At 69.7% G+C, this 17,878-nt stretch carries 12 protein-coding genes and 1 pseudogene; 4 read left to right on the top strand and 9 right to left on the bottom strand.

All coding sequences use genetic code 11. The features are described 5' to 3' along the window. Window positions 1–28: 28 nt before the first annotated feature. The 4 genes from B085_RS0104740 to B085_RS0104725 form a co-directional block, all read right to left on the bottom strand. A complete protein-coding gene (locus B085_RS0104740) occupies window positions 29–1,600 on the bottom strand; it encodes an FAD-dependent oxidoreductase (protein ID WP_106434826.1) in 1,572 nt (523 codons plus the stop codon). Next, the gene (locus B085_RS0104735; protein WP_237497583.1) at window positions 1,591–2,745 is read right to left on the bottom strand and encodes a lycopene cyclase family protein; all 1,155 of its coding nucleotides are present in this window, start codon (window positions 2,743–2,745) and stop codon (window positions 1,591–1,593) included. Before B085_RS0104735 ends, B085_RS0104740 begins: the two co-directional genes overlap by 10 nt. Before the next feature lie 148 nt (window positions 2,746–2,893). Further along, window positions 2,894–3,583, bottom strand: a complete 690-nt coding sequence (locus tag B085_RS0104730) for an SDR family NAD(P)-dependent oxidoreductase (protein ID WP_026250677.1) — start codon at window positions 3,581–3,583, stop codon at window positions 2,894–2,896. A gap of 108 nt (window positions 3,584–3,691) precedes the next feature. Then, window positions 3,692–4,696: a B12-binding domain-containing protein gene (locus tag B085_RS0104725; RefSeq protein WP_026250676.1), complete on the bottom strand. Its 1,005-nt coding sequence runs from the start codon at window positions 4,694–4,696 to the stop codon at window positions 3,692–3,694. Between the two features lie 124 nt (window positions 4,697–4,820). Between B085_RS0104725 and B085_RS0104720 the strand changes: the two genes are divergently transcribed. Further along, window positions 4,821–5,456 (top strand): RNA polymerase sigma factor, encoded by a 636-nt coding sequence (locus tag B085_RS0104720; protein WP_018557409.1) that lies wholly within the window; start codon window positions 4,821–4,823, stop codon window positions 5,454–5,456. Between the two features lie 985 nt (window positions 5,457–6,441). On the opposite strand, the gene B085_RS0104715 is transcribed toward B085_RS0104720, so the two are convergent. The 4 genes and pseudogenes from B085_RS0104715 to B085_RS0104700 form a co-directional block, all read right to left on the bottom strand. Then, complete coding sequence (locus tag B085_RS0104715) at window positions 6,442–9,228, bottom strand: AAA family ATPase (RefSeq protein WP_018557408.1); 2,787 nt, start codon at window positions 9,226–9,228, stop codon at window positions 6,442–6,444. 364 nt (window positions 9,229–9,592) lie between these two features. Beyond that, a pseudogene (locus B085_RS51850) lies at window positions 9,593–9,883 on the bottom strand (helix-turn-helix domain-containing protein); the annotation flags it as partial. Window positions 9,884–10,484: 601 nt separating this feature from the next. After that, the gene (locus tag B085_RS51370; protein ID WP_018557406.1) at window positions 10,485–11,684 is read right to left on the bottom strand and encodes a hypothetical protein; all 1,200 of its coding nucleotides are present in this window, start codon (window positions 11,682–11,684) and stop codon (window positions 10,485–10,487) included. A gap of 225 nt (window positions 11,685–11,909) precedes the next feature. Then, window positions 11,910–12,518 (bottom strand): TetR/AcrR family transcriptional regulator, encoded by a 609-nt coding sequence (locus B085_RS0104700; protein ID WP_018557405.1) that lies wholly within the window; start codon window positions 12,516–12,518, stop codon window positions 11,910–11,912. A 155-nt stretch (window positions 12,519–12,673) separates the two neighbouring features. Between B085_RS0104700 and B085_RS0104695 the strand changes: the two genes are divergently transcribed. The 3 genes from B085_RS0104695 to B085_RS41230 all read left to right on the top strand — a co-directional run bounded on the left by B085_RS0104695 (window position 12,674) and on the right by B085_RS41230 (window position 14,951). Continuing rightward, window positions 12,674–14,023, top strand: coding sequence for an MFS transporter (locus B085_RS0104695; RefSeq protein WP_234018494.1), 1,350 nt, complete (start codon window positions 12,674–12,676; stop codon window positions 14,021–14,023). A 40-nt stretch (window positions 14,024–14,063) separates the two neighbouring features. Further along, window positions 14,064–14,516: a GNAT family N-acetyltransferase gene (locus B085_RS0104690; protein ID WP_018557403.1), complete on the top strand. Its 453-nt coding sequence runs from the start codon at window positions 14,064–14,066 to the stop codon at window positions 14,514–14,516. A 135-nt stretch (window positions 14,517–14,651) separates the two neighbouring features. Then, entirely contained in the window at window positions 14,652–14,951 is a 300-nt protein-coding gene (locus B085_RS41230; protein WP_018557402.1) for a hypothetical protein, read from the top strand. Between the two features lie 146 nt (window positions 14,952–15,097). Here the strand turns inward: B085_RS41230 and B085_RS0104680 are convergent, their stop codons facing one another. Next, window positions 15,098–17,872 carry a bifunctional YncE family protein/alkaline phosphatase family protein gene (locus B085_RS0104680; protein ID WP_026250674.1) on the bottom strand — a complete coding sequence of 925 codons (2,775 nt, stop codon included), beginning with the start codon at window positions 17,870–17,872 and terminating at the stop codon, window positions 15,098–15,100. Window positions 17,873–17,878 lie beyond the last annotated feature (6 nt).

The following is a 17,878-nucleotide window of genomic DNA, read 5'->3' as shown; positions in this document are numbered from 1 at the left end:
CGAGGGAACCTGGGCCGGTTACTGGGGCTCAGCCGAGCCGGGCCAGCGCCCGCATGCCGGCGTACCGTCCCTGTATCGGTACGGACCACAAGGGGTGGCCGAGGATGCCCCAGCTTTCCAGGAGCGCGTTGGCGGCCTGGAAGCCGGTGGTAGCAGCTCGTTCCATCAGTGCGACTGGGAGTGTCGATCGCACCATGTCACCGGCGAGCACCAGCCGCGGGTGGCCGGTGCGGACGCCGGGCCGGTCGGCGTAGCCTCCGACAGGGAAGAGCGGGCAGTCACTCCGCCACTCATGGCGCACGTCGATCACGCGCGCGTCAGCGCATTCAGGGTAGACCTGGACGAGCTCTCGCAGCATCGCGGCCTCCACGGCGCCCTGCTCGGCCGTGGGGTCGACGGCGTAGGCATGGAGTTCCACCACGGAGCCGCCGGTAGCCGCGGCCCAACGGGCCGCTTCGCCCTCCCACCGGTTGAGTACGCTGATGTTGTCGACGGGCCCGTACCCGCTGGTTCCGAGGAAACCCGGCCGGTCGGCGCGGACCGGGCGGTCCAGCCAGTATCGGGAGACCAGGAAAGGCGGTGCCTGGCGTAGCCTCTCGACGCGAGCGCGCCAGTCTGCATCCAGCAGATCCGGGGAGGCGGCGATCACCCTCCGCAGCCCGCCGCTGTCGACAGCGAGCACGACGCCGTCGTACGGCTCCTCCCGAGGGGGTGCGCCGGGTGAGTCCGCCGCACAGGTGCGGGTCACGCGGAAGCCGTTCCCGTCGGGCCGGACCGCAACGACCCGAGTACCGGTCTCGACGGTGGTTCCGAGCTTGGACAGGTATGCGGCCAGTGGATCCCACAGAGCCTGCGGGTACGGCTCGCGTGGCACATCGAACAGCAGGCCCTCGGAAGAGCCGAGAAAGTAGATGTGGAACATCAAGACCAGTTCGGCGGCCGACAACTGGTGAGGATCGGCGAAGAAGCTGCGGGAGAAGACCTCGAACGCCAGGTGCCGGGCATCCTCGGGGAATCGGACCCGGTCCAGATATTCGGCCGCGCTGATGTGGTCGAGCCGTTCGTACACCTCGGGGACACGGACGTCCAGCAGGCCCAGCGCCTGGCGGGGATTCATTCCGGCCAGTCCCGACCAGGTGAAGCTCGGGCTGAGCGCGACGAAGCCCAGTACGCTCCATGGGGGTGTCCTGGGCACATGGCGGAAGCTGTCACGGGCCTTGCCGCGCTGCAGGGGGTAGTCGGCGAGCGGACGCAGCGTGCTCAGGTTCGGGTCGGTGCGGCGCAACAGTTGCCGCAGGTTGTAGTACTGACGGAAGAAGGCGTGGAAGCCTCGGCTCATAGTGGCTGTCGAACCGTCCGCCAGTGTCGTCGGCCATCCGGAGACCCGGCCGCCGAGCGCGCTGTCCTGTTCCAGCAGGTCGACTCGAACGCCTCGCTCGGCCAGGGCGGTGGCGGCGGTCAGGCCGGCGATGCCGCCGCCTACGACAGCCACTCGGGGACCAGGTGAGGGCGCGCAGGGGATGCCTTCGGTGGCCGGCCACAGTACCGCTCGGCGGTCCCGGCCGCGGTGGGCCGTACGGTAGGGGCGGGTCAGGAACACTTCGTGGCCTTTCGACGGGGAAGCAAGGGTAGTTCCGCCAGGGAGCGCAGCATGGGCATGACCGGGGTACTCAAGCCGATGGCCCACTCGTCACGCAGAGACGAAGCACCGTCCAGGAACCGCACAACCCGCTCGGCGGGGTTGCGGCGGAAAAGTTCCTCGAAGAAGGCGGCCCCCCCGACCCGGCCGGTCGCCAGGGCGCGCAGCATGACGGCGTCCATCAGCCGGTGCCGTGCCGTATGAGGCATGGTGGGCAGGGGAGTGCGGCCGGCGTGCAGGGCCCGAGCGGCGGCGGCCGATTGCCGCTGGATCGCAGCGAAGGCATAGCCTGTCGATGGACGAGTTGCTCCTCCGGCGACGCCGATACGGAACACTCTGCGGCCCACCTGGCGCGGAAAGAAGCCATCGGTCATGGGGATGACACCCTGCTCCACCGCTGTGGCGACGAACGGGCCGAGAGGGCGTACGCGGCGTACGTAGTGATCGAGTGCCGAGTCGTAAGCCGCCTCGGACAGCGGCGCGGCGGAGAACTCCGTGTACTCCACGAGTGCCTGACGGGTGCTGATCGGCAGCGTGTAGACGAAGGAGAGACCCCGGTCGGGCTGCCCTGTGCGGAAGTCCATCAGATCGGCGACAGCCGGATCGAAGCGCTCCGCCTGTGTGGTGACGAACCAGCCCCGGAAGTGCTGCAGCAACGCGGTCCGCGCGGCGGGCAGTTCCCGAGGCGGCCTGGAATCGAAGACCCAGCGGCCGGTGAGCCGCACGCTCCGCCCCGCAGCGTCCACCCCGCTTACCTCGGCGCCCCCCGGGACGTCGCGGACTGCGGTGACCGTCGCCTCCAGCGACCGCACCTCGGTCCGATCACGCAGCTCGGTGCCGATGTGCTGGAGGAAATCGGCCGATCGGATCATCTTGTAGGCGCGGGGGAGAGCTGCCGTTGTGCTCGACCCGTCGCGGTTGGTGATGCGCATGTGCCGCCAACTGGCAGTGACGAGGTCGTCGTACTCACCGGGGTCGTCGTCCCAGAAGCACCAAGTACGCGATGCGGACCGCACGGACGACCCAGCCGGTGGCTCCACGAGGATCAAAGAGGGCGTTGCGTTGGATGACTCCTGCGGACGTGTCAGGCGACGTGCGAGGGACAAACCAGCGGCGCCTGCTCCCACGATGACGACATCAGCGGTGTCGGCTCGGTGCACGGCAGTCCCTCCGGAGCGGTACGCGGGATGACCGCGATCACTGGTCCTTCCGTCGCCCCAGGCGTGCCGGATGCAAAGACCTCTGCGGAACCGCCTACGGGCTGACAGGCAACTGAGGCCGTACCACGTCTCCCGTCGTGGCCATCGCGCCGATGATCCGGCGTACCGCGCTGGAGAGGTCGGCCGCGGGCGGCAACGGCGGTGGTCTGCCGACCACCGCCCTGTCCGCGAATCCTGTGTCCAGGTGCGGCAGCCGCACGTCCAGCACTGTCACGCCGCGAGAGCGCTGCTCGGCTCGAACGGCGGTGAGCCAGGTACTCAGCGCGGCCTTTGAGGCGCAGTAGGCAGCCAGCCCTGGCTGCGGGCGGTCCACCACTGTTCCGGTGACCGCTCCCATCACGCCACCGGACCCCAGATGCCGGAGAGCTTCGCGCAGGACAGCCATGGGGGCCAGAGCGTTCACCGTCATCAGATGCTGAACGATCTCATCACCGACGCTTTGGACCGGCCCGAAGGCAACTGCCCCGAAGGCCGTGAACACGGCGTCCAGGCCCTGCAACCGCTGCGACGCCTTTCCCGGAAGCGCGGCGCACGATGCGAGGTCGTAGGCGTTGAAGCCCAGGGCCGGACATTCGCCCCAGCGGCATGCCCGGTCCGCCAGCCGCGGAGCACTGCGCCCCGCGACAGCCAGGTGTGCTCCCGCACTGTAGAGGGCGTCTGCAAGGGCAGTGCCGATCACGCCGGTTGCTCCCGCCACGAGAATCCGGGCACCCTGGATACGCACGCTGACCTCCCGGCTCCGTTACCAGTCCTTCGCGTTTGCTGGGTGTATTGCTGTTCACCTCGGAGGCGCCGCATGGATGCGCCCGCCTCTTGTGCGGCCGGACCGGACTCAGGACGTACCCAGTCCCGTGAGCAGATCGAGCGCGTCCTTCAGGCTGTGGGGGCGGAGACTGCCGCCAAGGTGTCTGGCATGCGTAGCCCAGCCCGGTCCCGCGAGGACTACCGCAGGAGCCGTCCGGGCTCCGCTGACCCCCCACTCACTGGCGCACAGCACCGCTGCCAAGTCACGCTGTGCGGTCGACCCGCCCTGTGACCACACCACCACGGCCACCGGTCCCACCCGGCGGACAGCCTCAATCAACGCGCCGGCAGGAACGGCGGCTCCGAACATGCGCACCGGGACACTGCGCTGTGAGAGTCCGGCAGCCACTGCCTCCAGCGGCAGGGTGTGCTGCTCGCCGGGTGCACAGGCCAGCAGCACCGGCCGGCCGCCCGGTCTTGGCCCGCCCTGAGCGGTGACCCGCCGCAGCGCGGTGGAGACATGCCAGGACAGCAGGTGCTCGACCTCCACGTAGCGTTCGCCGGAGGACGCCCACTTGCGGCCCACGGCGCGCAGGGCAGGGATGATGATCTCATCCCATGCCTCGACCAGATCCAGGTCAGCGAGCGCAGCGGCCAGGAGTCGCTCCACCTCCGGACTGTCCAGACGCACAGCTGCACGGGCCAGGCCGCGGCACTCTGCCCGCACCTTGCCCAAGGGCAAACCGTGGCCGCCCGGCGCCCCTGGTCTGATCTCGGGAGCGGGCGACTGCGCCGGTGCCGCTTCATGGGTTCGACGAGGGCGGTCCTCGGCGAGTGCCTGCCGGGCCGCTTCGCCCGGAGGTACTCCTGTTGCCGTAAGGCTGCACATGCGCTCCAGGACGGCGATGTCGCGCGCTGACCAGCGACGATGCCTTCCGCCCTCACGTGATGCGGGCCCGAGGCCGTAGCGACGGTCCCACGATCGGACGGTGGTCGGGGCCACACCCAGCCGCCGCGCCACGGCACCCGTGCTGAGCCCGCCGTGTGCAGTGATGTCCGCGGTCTCGCGACCTTCGCCCGTGTCTGTAGTCACCCCTCCAGAATACGACGCACAAACGATGCGAGTTGTGTCTTCCGCGTTTTCGGATTGCCATGGTCACTGCCGGATCGTGATGCGAGCCTGCGCGATGCAACCGGCCCACCTGCGGAGGGATCACATGACTGCTCTGACGGATACCCGCGACAGCGTCCTTGCCGGCGCGGCATCCACGGCCTGGGCTCCGGCCGCTGCGGGCCTGTCCGGCGAACAGCTGGCGGACGAGGAATTGGCCGCCGGTATCACACGCGGTGACGAGCGATACCTTGCCGCTGCCTATCACCGCTGGGGAAGCCTGATCTACTCTCTCGCCACCCGCGCCCTCGGAGACCCCACAGAGGCCGAAGACGTGACTCAGCAGGTCTTCCTCGGCGCATGGCGTGGACGCCACACCTATCGTGCCGAGCGCGCGGCACTACCCGCCTGGCTCGTGGGCATCGCCAAGAAGAAGATCGCGGACGCGCTGAGTGCGCGCACGAGAAGGCGCTACCTGGCCGATGCCGTGGCCACAGTCGTGGCCGTACCCGCGCCTCCCGCCTTGGCCGATCAGATCATCGACCAGGTTCTCGTCGAATACGAACTCGCCAGGCTCCCCGCTCCGCAGCGAGAGGTGATCCGCCTGGCCTTCTACGACGACCTCACCCACAGCCAGATCGCGGAGCGGACCGGTCTGGCCCTGGGCACGGTCAAGAGCCATGCCCGACGCGGCCTTATCCGCCTGCGGCACAGGCTCCAGGCAGTCGCACTTCATCAGTGATGTCGTGACGTCACACTCTGCGTGTGGCTGGAGGAAGGCCGCGGCTCAAGGGACTGCCTCAGCAGCGGCTCCGTCTCGTTCAGCTGGAGCCGGCACCGGCCGGCATTCTGCGACGACTCCTGTCGCGGCCAGGAGCATCTGCCGTGCATCCGCAGCAGGCCGACAGGAGGAAGGCTGTGCAGTAATCCATGACAGGACTGCCGACCCTTCAGGTCTGGTCCACATTACCGGCCTGCTTCGCGCTGGTTGGCTGGCCTCGGAGGGCAGGCACCGATGACGCACGTCGATACCAGCGTTCTTGCTGACCTTGCGCTCGGCGAATCGACGCCTGCGCAGACACTCCTCGTCGGCGCCCATGTGCGGCAGTGCGAGAAGTGCCTGGAAGAGCTTGAGTCCCTGCGGCGCGTCGTGCGGGCGGGACGGTTTACGGCTGGTGAGCCGCTCACTCGGCCCCCGGAGCGGATCTGGCAGAACATCGCTGTACGTCTGGAGGGCGTTTCAGGGCGTACTTCTTGTGCCGGCCCGACAGCGGTACCGCGCCGCCGGCCGCGCCGCCGCGTGTGGCTGCTCGTTGCCTGCGTGTGCCTTGTCGTAGGAGGGGTTGCATGGAGCGCAGCCACCTGCTGGCGGTAAGCGGCGCCGTGCTTCGACAAGACGTGACAACGTTGCGAAGTGCCCCTTCTGGTGTTCGGCGAAGGCCCGGCCGCAGTACCGGGCCCTGTGATCGCTGCGGAAGGTGGCGCCGCCGAGGTTGCTCGGTCGGGCTGGCGTCCGGGCGGCCGGCTCGCTCCGTCCCTCCCAGGTCCGGCAGTGCTCGCGGTTGACGCCTACCCGGGTGGAACCCGCGACGCGGCGGCGCTCCGTACGTTCGGCGATGCAACGGTCGGATGCGACAGCGATTGTGAAGGTGATGCGAAGAACCGGCAAGAGCATCTGGATCTGCCCAAGTCGCCCATCTCCTGAGGCCGCGGCTGCCATCATGTGATCATTGCCGGTCCAGGTCGGCCAGGGCGTCGCGTAGAGCCGCGCGGGTGGTGATTCCAAGTTTGGGAAACACCCGGTAGAGGTGGCCGCTCACGGTGCGGGGGGATAGGTGAAGCCTCTCGGCGATCTGTTTGTTGGTGAGTCCGGAGGCGGCCAGCTGGACTACCTCCGATTCCTGTGGCGTGAGCCCGGCGGAGCCCGACTCACGCAGGACTGCCCACCCGGTCGCCCTGAGTTCGCGTCCGGCCCGGTCGGCCCACGGGCGCGCGCCGAGCTCCTCGAAGATGTGCAGCGCCTTCAACAGTGCCTCTCTGGCGGCGCTGGTCACTTTCGCTTTCCGCAACCGTTCGCCGAAGGCCAGTGCCACACGCGCCCGCTCAAAGGGCCAGTCGGCGATGCCCGGAAGCGACAGAGTCCGCTCGAACAGCGCCGTCGCCTCGTCGTCCGCCGTGGCAGCCACGGCCGCGGCTCCGCCGACGAGCAGCGCGAGGCGTGTCGAGACGTTCGCTATCCCCGCTTCCTGGACGGCCCGCACATGGACGGTCGCCGCCGCCTGGCGGTGCGTAAGCACGGCGGCTTCCACCAGATCCATCACCACCCAGATCGCATGGGGGACATAGCACGGCAGCGTGCCGGCGGGGCTGATGGCCTCCGCGTACCGGAAGGCGCTCTCGAAGTCCTCGTCCGCGAAAGCGCTCAGCAACCTGATGTGCGTGGCAGCGGTCATCATCTGGCCCGCACCGCGGGAGACGGCCCAGGACGTCATCGCGTCGGCTGTCTCCACGGCGGAACCGACGTCACCGCGTGCCGCCGCGACCAGCGCCTTCTCGTACCGGAAATACCAGGTGTAGAACGGGTAGTCGACCTGTTCCCGCAAGAGAAGTCCGTGGTCGGCCAGGCGGATCGTCTCGTCCCACCGGCCGGTGTTGAAGGCGTCCTGACACAGCAGCGGAAGGACGCCCAGCTTCTTGACGGCCAGGCCCGCATCCCGTTCCTGGCGCCAGATACGAAGGGCCGCGTCGCGCGCACCGGACAGCCTGTCCACGTAGACACCCGAGGTACCGATGCGGACGATACTCGTCGGATCGCTCTCATGGGCAAGCCCGGCGAGGAGTTCGTCCAGCTCGCGCAGCGCGGCGACGCTGACGCGCGCGGGATCGCCGAGTGCCGCCGCGGACACCCTCATCACGGCAGGCAGGGCGGGCAGGCGTGCCACGACCCTGTGGAAGGCCTGCCACAGTTCCCGCCGGCCGCCGAAGTGGCACAGCAGCATGAGCACATAGAGGGCTTCGTCGAGCGCGGGATCGTAGGCATCGCTTCGGCGCAGTGTCTCCTCGATGGCGTTGACGATCACACGATGAGCCATGTCGATGTCACCCGTGCCGTTGAGCATCACGTGGACCGTGGTCGCCGCGGAGTAGAGGGAAGCGTGGTCGTCGGTGCCCGCCTGCCGGGCGTCTTCGAGAAGGTGGGAGGCGTTGACCAGCTCGCCGGTCGCGTCGGCGCCGATGAAGGCTGCCCGGGCGAGCCGGCGTGCGCGGTCGTGTACCGCGGGACTCAGGTGTCCGGCTCGTGTGAGAGCGCGAATCGCCGCATAGGAGTCACCGCGTGTGCTTGCCATGTGAGCGCTGCGTTCAAGGAGGGCGGCGACATCCTCGTCGGGTTCCACCGACGCTTCGCCCAGATGCCATGCCCGGCGCTCGAGCCGATCATGCAGCACCTCGGCGATGGTGCAGTGTGCCGCACGGCGCTCCGCGGCGGTGGAGGCTCCGACGACCGCCGAGCGGATCAAAGGGTGCCGGAAGCGCAGCCGGTGGTCGCCCTCATCGATCCGGACCAGGTCGTCCTGTTCAGCGGGGCCAAGGTCCACCAGCGTGGCCTGGACGGAGGGAAGTTCTCCCGCGCGCTGCAGGACGGCCAGGTCGCCGGTCCCGTCCAGCGCGGCGATCAGGAGCAGACGGCGGGAGGCCGACGGCAGGCCCGCCACACGTGCGGCGAAGAGGGCTTCCAGACGCTGGCCCAAGGGCAGAACCTCCGGGAGCCGTTCCAGCGCGGCACGCTGGGGTCCGGTCAGGGCGGCCGGCAGCTCCAGCAGCGCAAGCGGGTTGCCCTGGGCGGCGGTGACAACCCTGTGCACCACGCTCCACACCAGGCCCGGATGACGGAAACCGACGAGTTGGCGTGCCGATCGGTCGTCCAGCGGAAGGACCTCGTGCGTGGGCAGGCCGGTCCTCTCGAAGAAGCCACCGCTTTCCGCGCGAGCCGCGGCAAGGAAGGTGATGCCGGTACCGGTGAGGCGCCGCGCCACAAGACCGAGGATCATCGCACTGGCCCGGTCGATCCAGGGAAGGTCGTCCACGATCAGCACCAACGGCTGTTGCACGGCCGCCCGACGCAGCAACGCAAGTGTGGCGTTGGCGACGACGAGACGCTGGGGCGGTGGCCCTGTACCGAAACCGAGGGCCACCTGGAGCGACTGACGGTAGAGGTCGTCGAGGGCCTCGATCTCCTCATGGAGGGGGAGAAGCAACTGGTTGAGACCGGAGTACGTCGTGTCCGTCTCGTATTGCGCACCCGCCGCCCGCAGGATCCGGACACCGGCCGCCGAAGCGCGCCGAGCGACCGCGTTCAGGAGGGCGGTCTTACCCACCCCGGGCTCGCCCGACAGCAGCAAGGCCCCCGGGGCGTTTGCCGGACGGTCGAGGAGGTCGTCGATCAGTTCCAGGTCCTGCCGACGTCCGACCAAATTCTCCGGTTCGCGGTCATAGGCATGGTGATCGCGGCTCACGTACGTCTCCCAACAACTTCCGGTCACGCAGGGTGCACGGTATCGGTCCACCCCGCTGCTGTGGTTGTCCCGCCGTTGCGGGGGAGCCGCAACGGGTCCGGCGTCCGGTGAACGCCTGCCGACGACGTGATCCCGGACCGGACGCTGTTCGCGCCGGCCGGTGAGGCGCCCACTGTCCTCCGAACGGCCATTGCCCGGCGTTGTGTGCCAGGCTCGGGCCGCTGTGCCAGGCTCCTCACGGGGCTTTCATGGCCGCAGCGGCGTGTTACGGCCCAGGATCGGTCGGGGACGGCAGGACGGCAGGACGGCCGCGGCGACGACGCGTCGCGCGCGGCTGCCGGCGGCATGTCGCCGTGGCGACCGGTCACGCACGCTCAGGTGGCCGGTCACTGGTCGTGCGGCGCCACTCGCCAGGGGACAGGCCGTAGGCGGCACGAAAGCTCCGGCTGAAGTGTGCGGGGCTGACGAAGCCCCATCTCCGCGCGATCTCTCCCACCGTCGAGCCGGCCGTGGCGGGACGCGCCAGATCCTCGCGGCAGGCTTCCAGACGCTTGTGGTTGATCCACCGGCTGACGGACATGTCCTCGTCTTGGAACAGCTTGTGCACATAGCGCACGGACATGCGGTGAGCCGCGGCGATCGTGGCCGGAGAGAGGTCCCGCCGGTGCGGAACGCCTTGCTCATGATGCCTCCGCTTCAGTGAGAGCCGAATCACGAAGACGCCCTGGAGCACCCCTGCGCGATCCCCAGGGTGGCCGGAAACCGGCACCTGAACGGTAGATCGCTTTCGTCGCGTGCGGGCCACGCGACGGAAACGCTGCGGGTTATCCGCAGAAGCGCGCCACGGCTGCTGCACTCTGTCGGGGTGGTCGCGAGCGTTCAGAGCGCCGAGGACTCGCCCGGACGCCTGCCGCGGAGCGGGGTCGGTGATCGTCGGCCGATAGCCGGTCCGGCGCGTACATGACGGGCATCGCATCATCGTCCCCGCCCCGGCCGCCGCCGCAACGACGCCCGGCCGCCATCACCTTCTACCTCTTACAAGGGCGGCGTCACTTGAGGCCGGCGCAGGCGTTGCCCGCCCACGGGGCAGCCCGCCCCCCGACGCCAGCACGGCCAGGGCTGGGTGCGATCCAGCGCACGCCGCGCCGGCCGCCCCGCTCCACCGGTCCGAGCAACTGCTCAACCCCTTGCCGCGACGCAACGCTCCCAGCGCGAACACATGTGTGGATGGGCCGGCCTGGGCAGGGCTTGTCTCGCTAGTCCTGCCAGTAGAACAGCAGGGTGTCCACCGTGAGGGGCACCCGTCCACCGAAGTAGTAGACGCAGAGGTCGGTGACCTTGATCGCACCGGTCTCGTCGTCGATCCAGCGGAATCCGGCCGCTTCCAGGGCCTGACGGGCCGTGGGGTCGGCGTCGTAGCCGGTGGCGAAACGGCCGAGGGTGCTGATGTGCACCAGGTTCCCCCGGCACGCGATCACGTGGTAGGTCCCCTCGCCCTGCTGGTGGTGGTTGCCGGCGGAGACCGGGGACGCCGGTTCGAAGCCCGCGGCGGTCAGCGCGGCCATGGCCCGGCCGAGTTGCTCGTCCTGGTCGGGCCGGGCCGGGGGCTCGGTGCAGAGCACCTCGATGCGCCAACGCGGGTCGCTCCGCTCCTCGCAGCCCCCGGCGTACTCGTGCACGATCACGCCACGCAGTTCCTCGTCCAGGCCGGCCACCTCGACCCGGGGGCGGCCCAGGTGGTCGTACATCGCTCGGGCCTCGGCCGCGTCCTCCGTGAGGTGGTACAGCGCGTACGCGGCCCAGAGCTTCGCCTCTGTGGTCGGCGCCTCGTTCAGGTAGGCGCGCAGGCGGTGCTCGTCCGTCAGCAGAGACTGGGCCAGGAAGGCGACGGAACGGTCGGGGTCGGCCAGCGCGAATACATTCAGTTCCTCGTCCTGCAGCCCGAGGCGGGCCGCCCGGTCCTCGGGCCGCTCGTCGCCGAGGTCGGCCAGGATCGCCTCGTTCCCGTACCGCCGGGCCAGCGCGTACAGCCCGGCCTTGCCGACCGCCTGCTGACGAGGCCACTCGGAGGCGGCGAGGGTTGCCAGCTCTGGTAGCGCCGAGCGGTCGCCGAGCCTGCCGCGGGCAGCGAGGAAGGCCTCGCGCATGCCGAAGCCGTCGTCTCCCCGTCGGTCCTCGTGCCGCAGCCAGGGCAGCAACTCCGCCCGGGTCCCCAGCAGGTCGAGCAGCGCGATGCGGACTTCGGACGTGTCGTCCGGATCCTGGACACGGGCGATCAGCTCGGCGACCCGCCCCTCCGGCACTCGACCGGCCAGCGCCCGCACGCACGGCTCGCGCCGCCACCACGGGTGGGCCGGATCGGCCACGTACCGGGCGAGTTCGTCGGCGTCCAGTTCGCGCAGGCCGGCGGCGTCGACCTGCCGAGCGGCCGGTGCCAGTAGCTCGATGTTTCGCACGGCCGGAGGCTACCGACCCGAGCACATCTCGCGCCGTGGCATTTCGCGGCCCCGGCACCGCCGGAGTCGACGGACGACCGCCCCGGCCGGTTCAGGCCGCCGGGCTCGATCAGTGGGTGGGCCTGCGGATCGTGCATGGCACCGAAGGTGTAGACGGCGTGCGCGAGGAGTTCTCGTGGTTATCCGGAGCTGTGCCGGTGAGTTTTTCGCGGAGGGTCGCCGGTGTCATGCTCTGCCGCGGGGCTCGGGTACCGGGGTGCCTGGCGATGTGAAGGCGGCGAGCACCGTGGCCGTGATGTGGCTGGCCGCGCGGTCGGGGTTCAGGCGGCCGGCGCGGATCTCTTCCGTCGCGCTGTGCATGACCGCCTGCAGGACATTGATCAGCCAGGCGATGGGCAGGTCTGTACGGAAGGCCCCCTCGGCCCGTCCGCGGGCAACCAGCGCCTCGACCCGGGCGGCGGGTCCGGCGTGCAACTCCCGGATGCGTCCCGCGGGAAGCTCGCGTTGGGCGGCGGCGAGTAGTGCCTGAGCCTGGTCCACCAGGTGCCAGCCTGCATCGATGTAGCGCTCCAGGGCGAGCAGCGGATCACCGGTCAGGTCGACCGCGTTCAGTACCTCGTTGCCTCGGTCGAGGGCGCGGCTCATCGCCGCATCGACGACCTCCGCCCGGGAGGTGAAGTGCGCGTACAGCGTCACCCGGCCCACACCCGCGGCCCGCGCGATCTCGCTCAGGCTCGCGTCCGGGTTCCGTCCGAGGCATTCGGTCGCGGCCTGCACGATCGCCTCGATGCTGCGCAGAGCGTCGGCGCGCTTGGTGGTGCTCTTGCTGCTCATGCGCTCACCGTACCCCAGAACTCGAACAATCCTGTTTGGATTGGACCCCTGGCGTGTATAACCTGAACATCGCTGTACGGATTAGTGAAGAGGGGTTGAGCGTCATGAGCGACACGGAAACAACCACCCACAGCGCATCGCAGACACCGCATCCGATGCGGTGGCCAGCTCTGGGACTGCTGGGAATGGCCCAGTTGATGCTGATCCTCGACATCACCGTCGTCGCGATCGCACTTCCTCACATGGGCGCCGAACTCGGCCTGGACCGCGCGGCACTGACCTGGGTGGTCAGCGGATACGCCCTCACCTTCGGCAGCCTGATGCTGCTCGGCGGCCGGGCCGCCGACCTGTTCGGCCCCAAGCGGGTCGTCCTGGCCGGCCTTGCCATCTTCACCGCCGCATCCCTGGCCGCCGGACTCGCCACCGGCGCCCCGCTGCTGCTCACCGCCCGGATCGCGCAGGGGGCGGCCGCCGCGATGCTGTCACCTGCCGCTCTGTCCGTGGTGGTGCGGCTGTTCGACGGCGACGAACGCAACCGCGCGCTGGGCATCTGGTCGGCACTCGGTGGCGGGGGAGCCGCCCTCGGCGTGCTGGTGGGCGGCCTGATCACCGCAGGCCCTGGCTGGGCCTGGGTCTTCTTCGTCAACGTCCCCGTCGGCGTGATCGTCTTCGTCCTGCTCGCCTGGATCCTGCCCCACCTGCCGCGCGCGGCCACCGGCTCGCTCGACATACCCGGCGCCGCCCTGGTGGCCGCCGCGACCGGCGCCCTCATCTACGCCCTCATTCGTGCGGGCGACCACGGCTGGGTCAACGCCGCCACCATCGCCCTGGTTGCCGCTGCCGCAGCCGCCTACGCTGCCTTCGCCGCCTGGCAACGCCGGGCGGCCGCACCGCTGATGGACCTGCGCCTGCTCGGCCGGCGCCCGGTCGTGGCGGGCATTTTCGTGATCGCCGTCGCCACCGCGCTGATGGTGGGGGTCTTCTTCCTCGGATCCTTCTACCTCCAGGAGCGCCAAGGCCACAGTGCCCTGATGACCGGTGTGCTGTTCCTGCCGGTGGCGCTGCTGACCATGGCCGCCGCCACCGTCGCCGGCACCCTGATCGGCCGGATGGGAGCACGACTGCTGGCTGTGGCCGCCATGGCCGTGGCAGCGGCCGGGTTCCTCGTACCGGTGCTCTGGTCCGGAACCACCGCTATGGTCACCGGCGTGAGCGTCGCCGCGGCGGGACTGGGCGCCCTGTTCGTCGTCGCCTCCACCACCGCACTCGCCAGCGTCGCACCCCACGAGGCCGGGGTCACGTCAGGCATCGTCAGCACCTTCCACGAGTTCGGCGCCTCGGTCGGAGCCGCGGCCGCCTCCACCGCCGCAGCCACGAGCATCGCCGTCCACACGGGTGTTGCCCGAGCCGCCTCAGGATTCGACAACGCGTTTCTCGCCGCCACCGGCACGGCGGCAGCCTCCGCCGTCATCGCCCTGTGGCTGATCCCAGCCAAGACCAAGTAGGCCGAAGCCGACACCGGCCCGCACCAGAACAGAGACCAGCATGTACGACCCATACGAGTTGATCCCCGGTGTGCCCTCCGTCGAGGTCTTCCGCCGACTGCGCACTGAGGCCGGCCTCTCGGACAAGGCCCCCGAGGCGGTTGCGCTTGCCCTGCCCAACACCTGGTACGGCGTGCTCGTCCACCACGAGGGGCAAGCCATCGGCATGGGCCGCATCATCGGTGACGGCGGCACCGCGTTCCAGATCGTCGACATATGCGTTCACCCCGAACACCAAGGACGCGGCCTCGGCAGGCGCATCATGGCCGCGCTCACCGACGAACTGGAGCGCCGGGCCCCCGCCACCGCCTATGTCTCGCTGATCGCGGACGGCCCCGCCCGCCGCCTGTACGAGAAATTCGGCTTCGCCGACACCACCACCCACGACTCCATCGGCATGTACCGGGTGATAGGCAATGCTGTTGCCCCCGGTGGAGCACAACCGAAGCCGTAGGCGCAGGCGCCCGGGGTCGCCCACGCGACCTACCTGGCCGCGTAGCGGCTGGAGATCGGCGAGAACGTCCAGGGCTATCACGGGGCTCCCGCCGAGGCCGAGTCGCGGGGCTTCCGTCTGGTTCCCGACGATCCATTGGCCACCTTCCACGGAGACGTACCGGCGCGGGAGGCCGAGACGGCGGTCGCGAGGCTGGTGCCGCAGAGCCCGGAGTCGTTCACCGGGCCGCTCTCCCGCGCGGCCTGGTGCACGGTCGCGTCCGGCTACGTGGTCCGCGGGCGGGACCGGGCCCTGGCGCCGGCGCGCCAGGAGGACACGGCCGTCCGCACCGCCGGACCGGTGCACCGGCTGCCCAGTCGCCACTCACCGTTCCTGTTCGTGCCCGCGGCCTGCGCATCCCTCTTCGCGCGGATCGCCCTCGAGGCGACCGCCTGAGTGAGGTGGCGAGCGCGGGTGGCATCGCGGGAAGGCGAAACGGACGATGCTCGTCCTGTTGTGCCACCCGGGGAACGCAAGGGACCCCCGGCCGGCGGCGGTGCCGACCGGGGCCCCTTGCGTGCGGTACGTGCGGGCCGCGTGCCTCAGCCGTCGTTCTCCGCCGACGGGATGTAGGCGCCCGGTACGTCGTCCGGCGCGAAGATCTCGTGCTCGCCGGGGTACGGCTCCGTCCAAGCGTGCGTCCGGTACCAGGTGAGGTGGTTCAGCTGCGCCGGGTTGGCGAAGTCGGGCCTGGCGTCGGGGCCGGTCAGTCGCTGCTTGGACTGCCAGTCCTCCCACTGCTCCGCGAGGGCCTTCTTGCCTGCCGGCACCTTCGTCGTCGGGACGGCCGCGGCGTTCGGGTCCTGCGGGGCCGGGGTGTCCAGGCCGCAGGCGGGTGCGGTCTTCACGCCGTCGGTCAGCGGGGTCCGGTTGGGCAGCGCGGTGAACGGCGTGTAGTCCGCCTTCTTGGTGAACGCGCCGAACATCGGGGTGGCCGCGCTGTCCTTCTGGTTCATCGGGTGGATCCCGAGGATCTGCTCGATGGTGCGGATCATCGTGATCTGCGAGTAGTAACGGCTGTCGACGGTGCCGTGCCGCGCCCAGGGGCTGATGATCTGGATCGGGGCACGGTGGCCGTCGACGTGGTCGAGGCCGGCCTGGGAGTCGTCCTCGACCACGAAGATCGCGGAGTCCTTCCAGTACTCGCTGTGCGAGATCTCGTCGACGATCCGGCCGACCGCGAGGTCGTTGTCCGCGACCTGGGCGGCGGGGCCCGCGGTTCCGCCGGTGTGGTCGCTGGAGAGCCAGAACATGTTCAGGTTCGCCGGACCGTTCTTCTGGAAGTCCCGCTTCCATATCTCGGCGCGGTAGACGTCCGGGACGCTGGTGTCGAACTTCGGGAAGCCTGGCACCGAGACGCTGTTGAGCGAGGGGATGGGCGAGGACGACACCAGGTTGTAGGCGGTGTCCTGCCCGGTGGCCCGCATGTTCTTGGTGTCGCAGTACAGGTTCTGCCAGGTCGCGCCGGCCGGCTTGGTGAGGAACTGGTGGAACTCGCCGAAGTTCCGCACGCTCTTGCCGGCCGCCTGCGCGCCGCTCCAGATGAAGCCGGTGCGCTGGTGGCCGAGGGCGTCGTCCTCGGTGTCGTAGCTGCGGGCGTACTCACCGGCGGAGGACTCGGTGTACTCCGGGTTGTCGGCCTGCATCAGCCAGTTGTGGCCCTCGGCGGAGTTCGTGCCGATGTCGTACGTGTTGTCGTACAGGCCGAACTGCCGGGTCAGCGCGTGCTGGTTCGGCGTCACGTTCTCGCCGAACTCCGCCAGCGACGGGTCGCCGTTGCCCTGCGGGATGTCACCGAAGACCTGGTCGTAGGTGCGGTTCTCCTTGACGATCATGAACACGTGCTTGATCGTCGACGGGTCGCCGAGCCGCTTCGGGACGGCCACCGGCTTCGCGTGGCCCTTGTCCTTGCCCTTGTCCTTCGCGAGCTTGACCGAGCCGTCGGTCCAGCCGTTCTGCTGGAAGACCTTGGCCGTCTGCGCCTTGATGACCTTCTCGCTCGGTAGCGTGAACCGCTGGACGCTCGAGGTGGTGTCGTGGGTGCCGCGCCCGGCGCTGTTGGTGGGCCGGCGGGCGTCGATGCCGCGGGTGTTGGAGACCACGACCTGGTCGCCGACGGTGGCGATCTCCGCGGGGAAGTAGTCCGTCGGGAGGAGGCCGACGTAGCTGACCGGCTCCTGAGGGGAGTCGTACCGGTAGACGGCGACCGCGTTGGCGCGGCCCAGCGTCACCAGCAGGTGGCCGTCGTCGGTGAGCGTGACGGCGTTGGGCTCGTAGCCCACCGACGACTCCGGCCACGGCTGGGTGGCGATGGTCTGCACGACCTTGTTCTTGCGGGTGTCGATGACCGACACGTCGTTGGTGGCGGTGTTCGTGACGAACAGCGCGCCCTTCTTGGCGTACAGGGCGGTCGGGTGCAGACCCACGTCGATGCTCGCGACGGCGGCCGCCGGGTCGGCGAGGTCGATGACGCTGACCGTGCCGGTGGTGGTCGCGCCGGTCCTGGGGTCGGCCGGCACCTGGGTGCCGTACGAGTTGATCGTCGTCTCGCCGGGCTTCGCCGGCCGGCCGCCCTCGTTGCTGACGTACAGCTTGGAGCCGACCACGATCATGTCGCGCGGGGCGTTGCCCACGGCCCAGCTCTGCTTGACGGTCCCGGTGGCCGCGTCGATGGCGACCACGCGGTTCTGGCCGTTGACCGCCGCGTACACGGTGGAGCCGTCGGGGGAGAACACCGGCTCGCCCACCAGGGCGTGCTTGGAGCCGTCAGCCGGGATGGTGACGGACGTCGGGTTGGCGAGGCTGCCGTCCGGGTTGACGGTGAACCGGGTGTAGCCGTCGGTCTGGCCCAGCCACAGCTGCGTGCCGTCGGGCGAGTACGTGGGGCCTTCCTGCCCCACGCTGTTGCTGGCGATGCGCAGGTTCGCGGACGCGGAGTTGCCGACGAGCTGCTGGACCTTCCAGCTCTTCAGGTCCACGACGGCCAGCGCCACGCCGCCGTCGGTGACCGAGGCCGCGAGGTGGGTGCCGTCCGGGCTGACCGAGGACGACATGATCTTGCCGTTGTCGATGACGAGGCGCTCACCGTACGGGGCGATGTACTGGTCGCTGGAGACGACCTGACCGCGGTCGGTGACCTGGCCGACCTGGTCGTGGTCGAACTGGGTGGTCTGCGCGAACCCGATCCCGGTGCCGGTGGCGAGGACGACGGCGGTGGCGGCAGCCAGCGTGAGGCTTCTGCGGCTGCCGAACCGACGGCCGAGGAGGGCGTGGGTGTTCCTCTCGGCGTCCACGCGGCGGCGACGAGTGACCTGCATCTTGAG

Origin of the sequence: Streptomyces sp. BoleA5, assembly GCF_000373665.1 — a bacterium.
Taxonomy (GTDB): Bacteria; Actinomycetota; Actinomycetes; order Streptomycetales; family Streptomycetaceae; genus Actinacidiphila.
The sequence above is the reverse complement of the archived record's forward strand: the minus strand, read 5'-3'. Positions and strand labels throughout refer to the sequence as shown.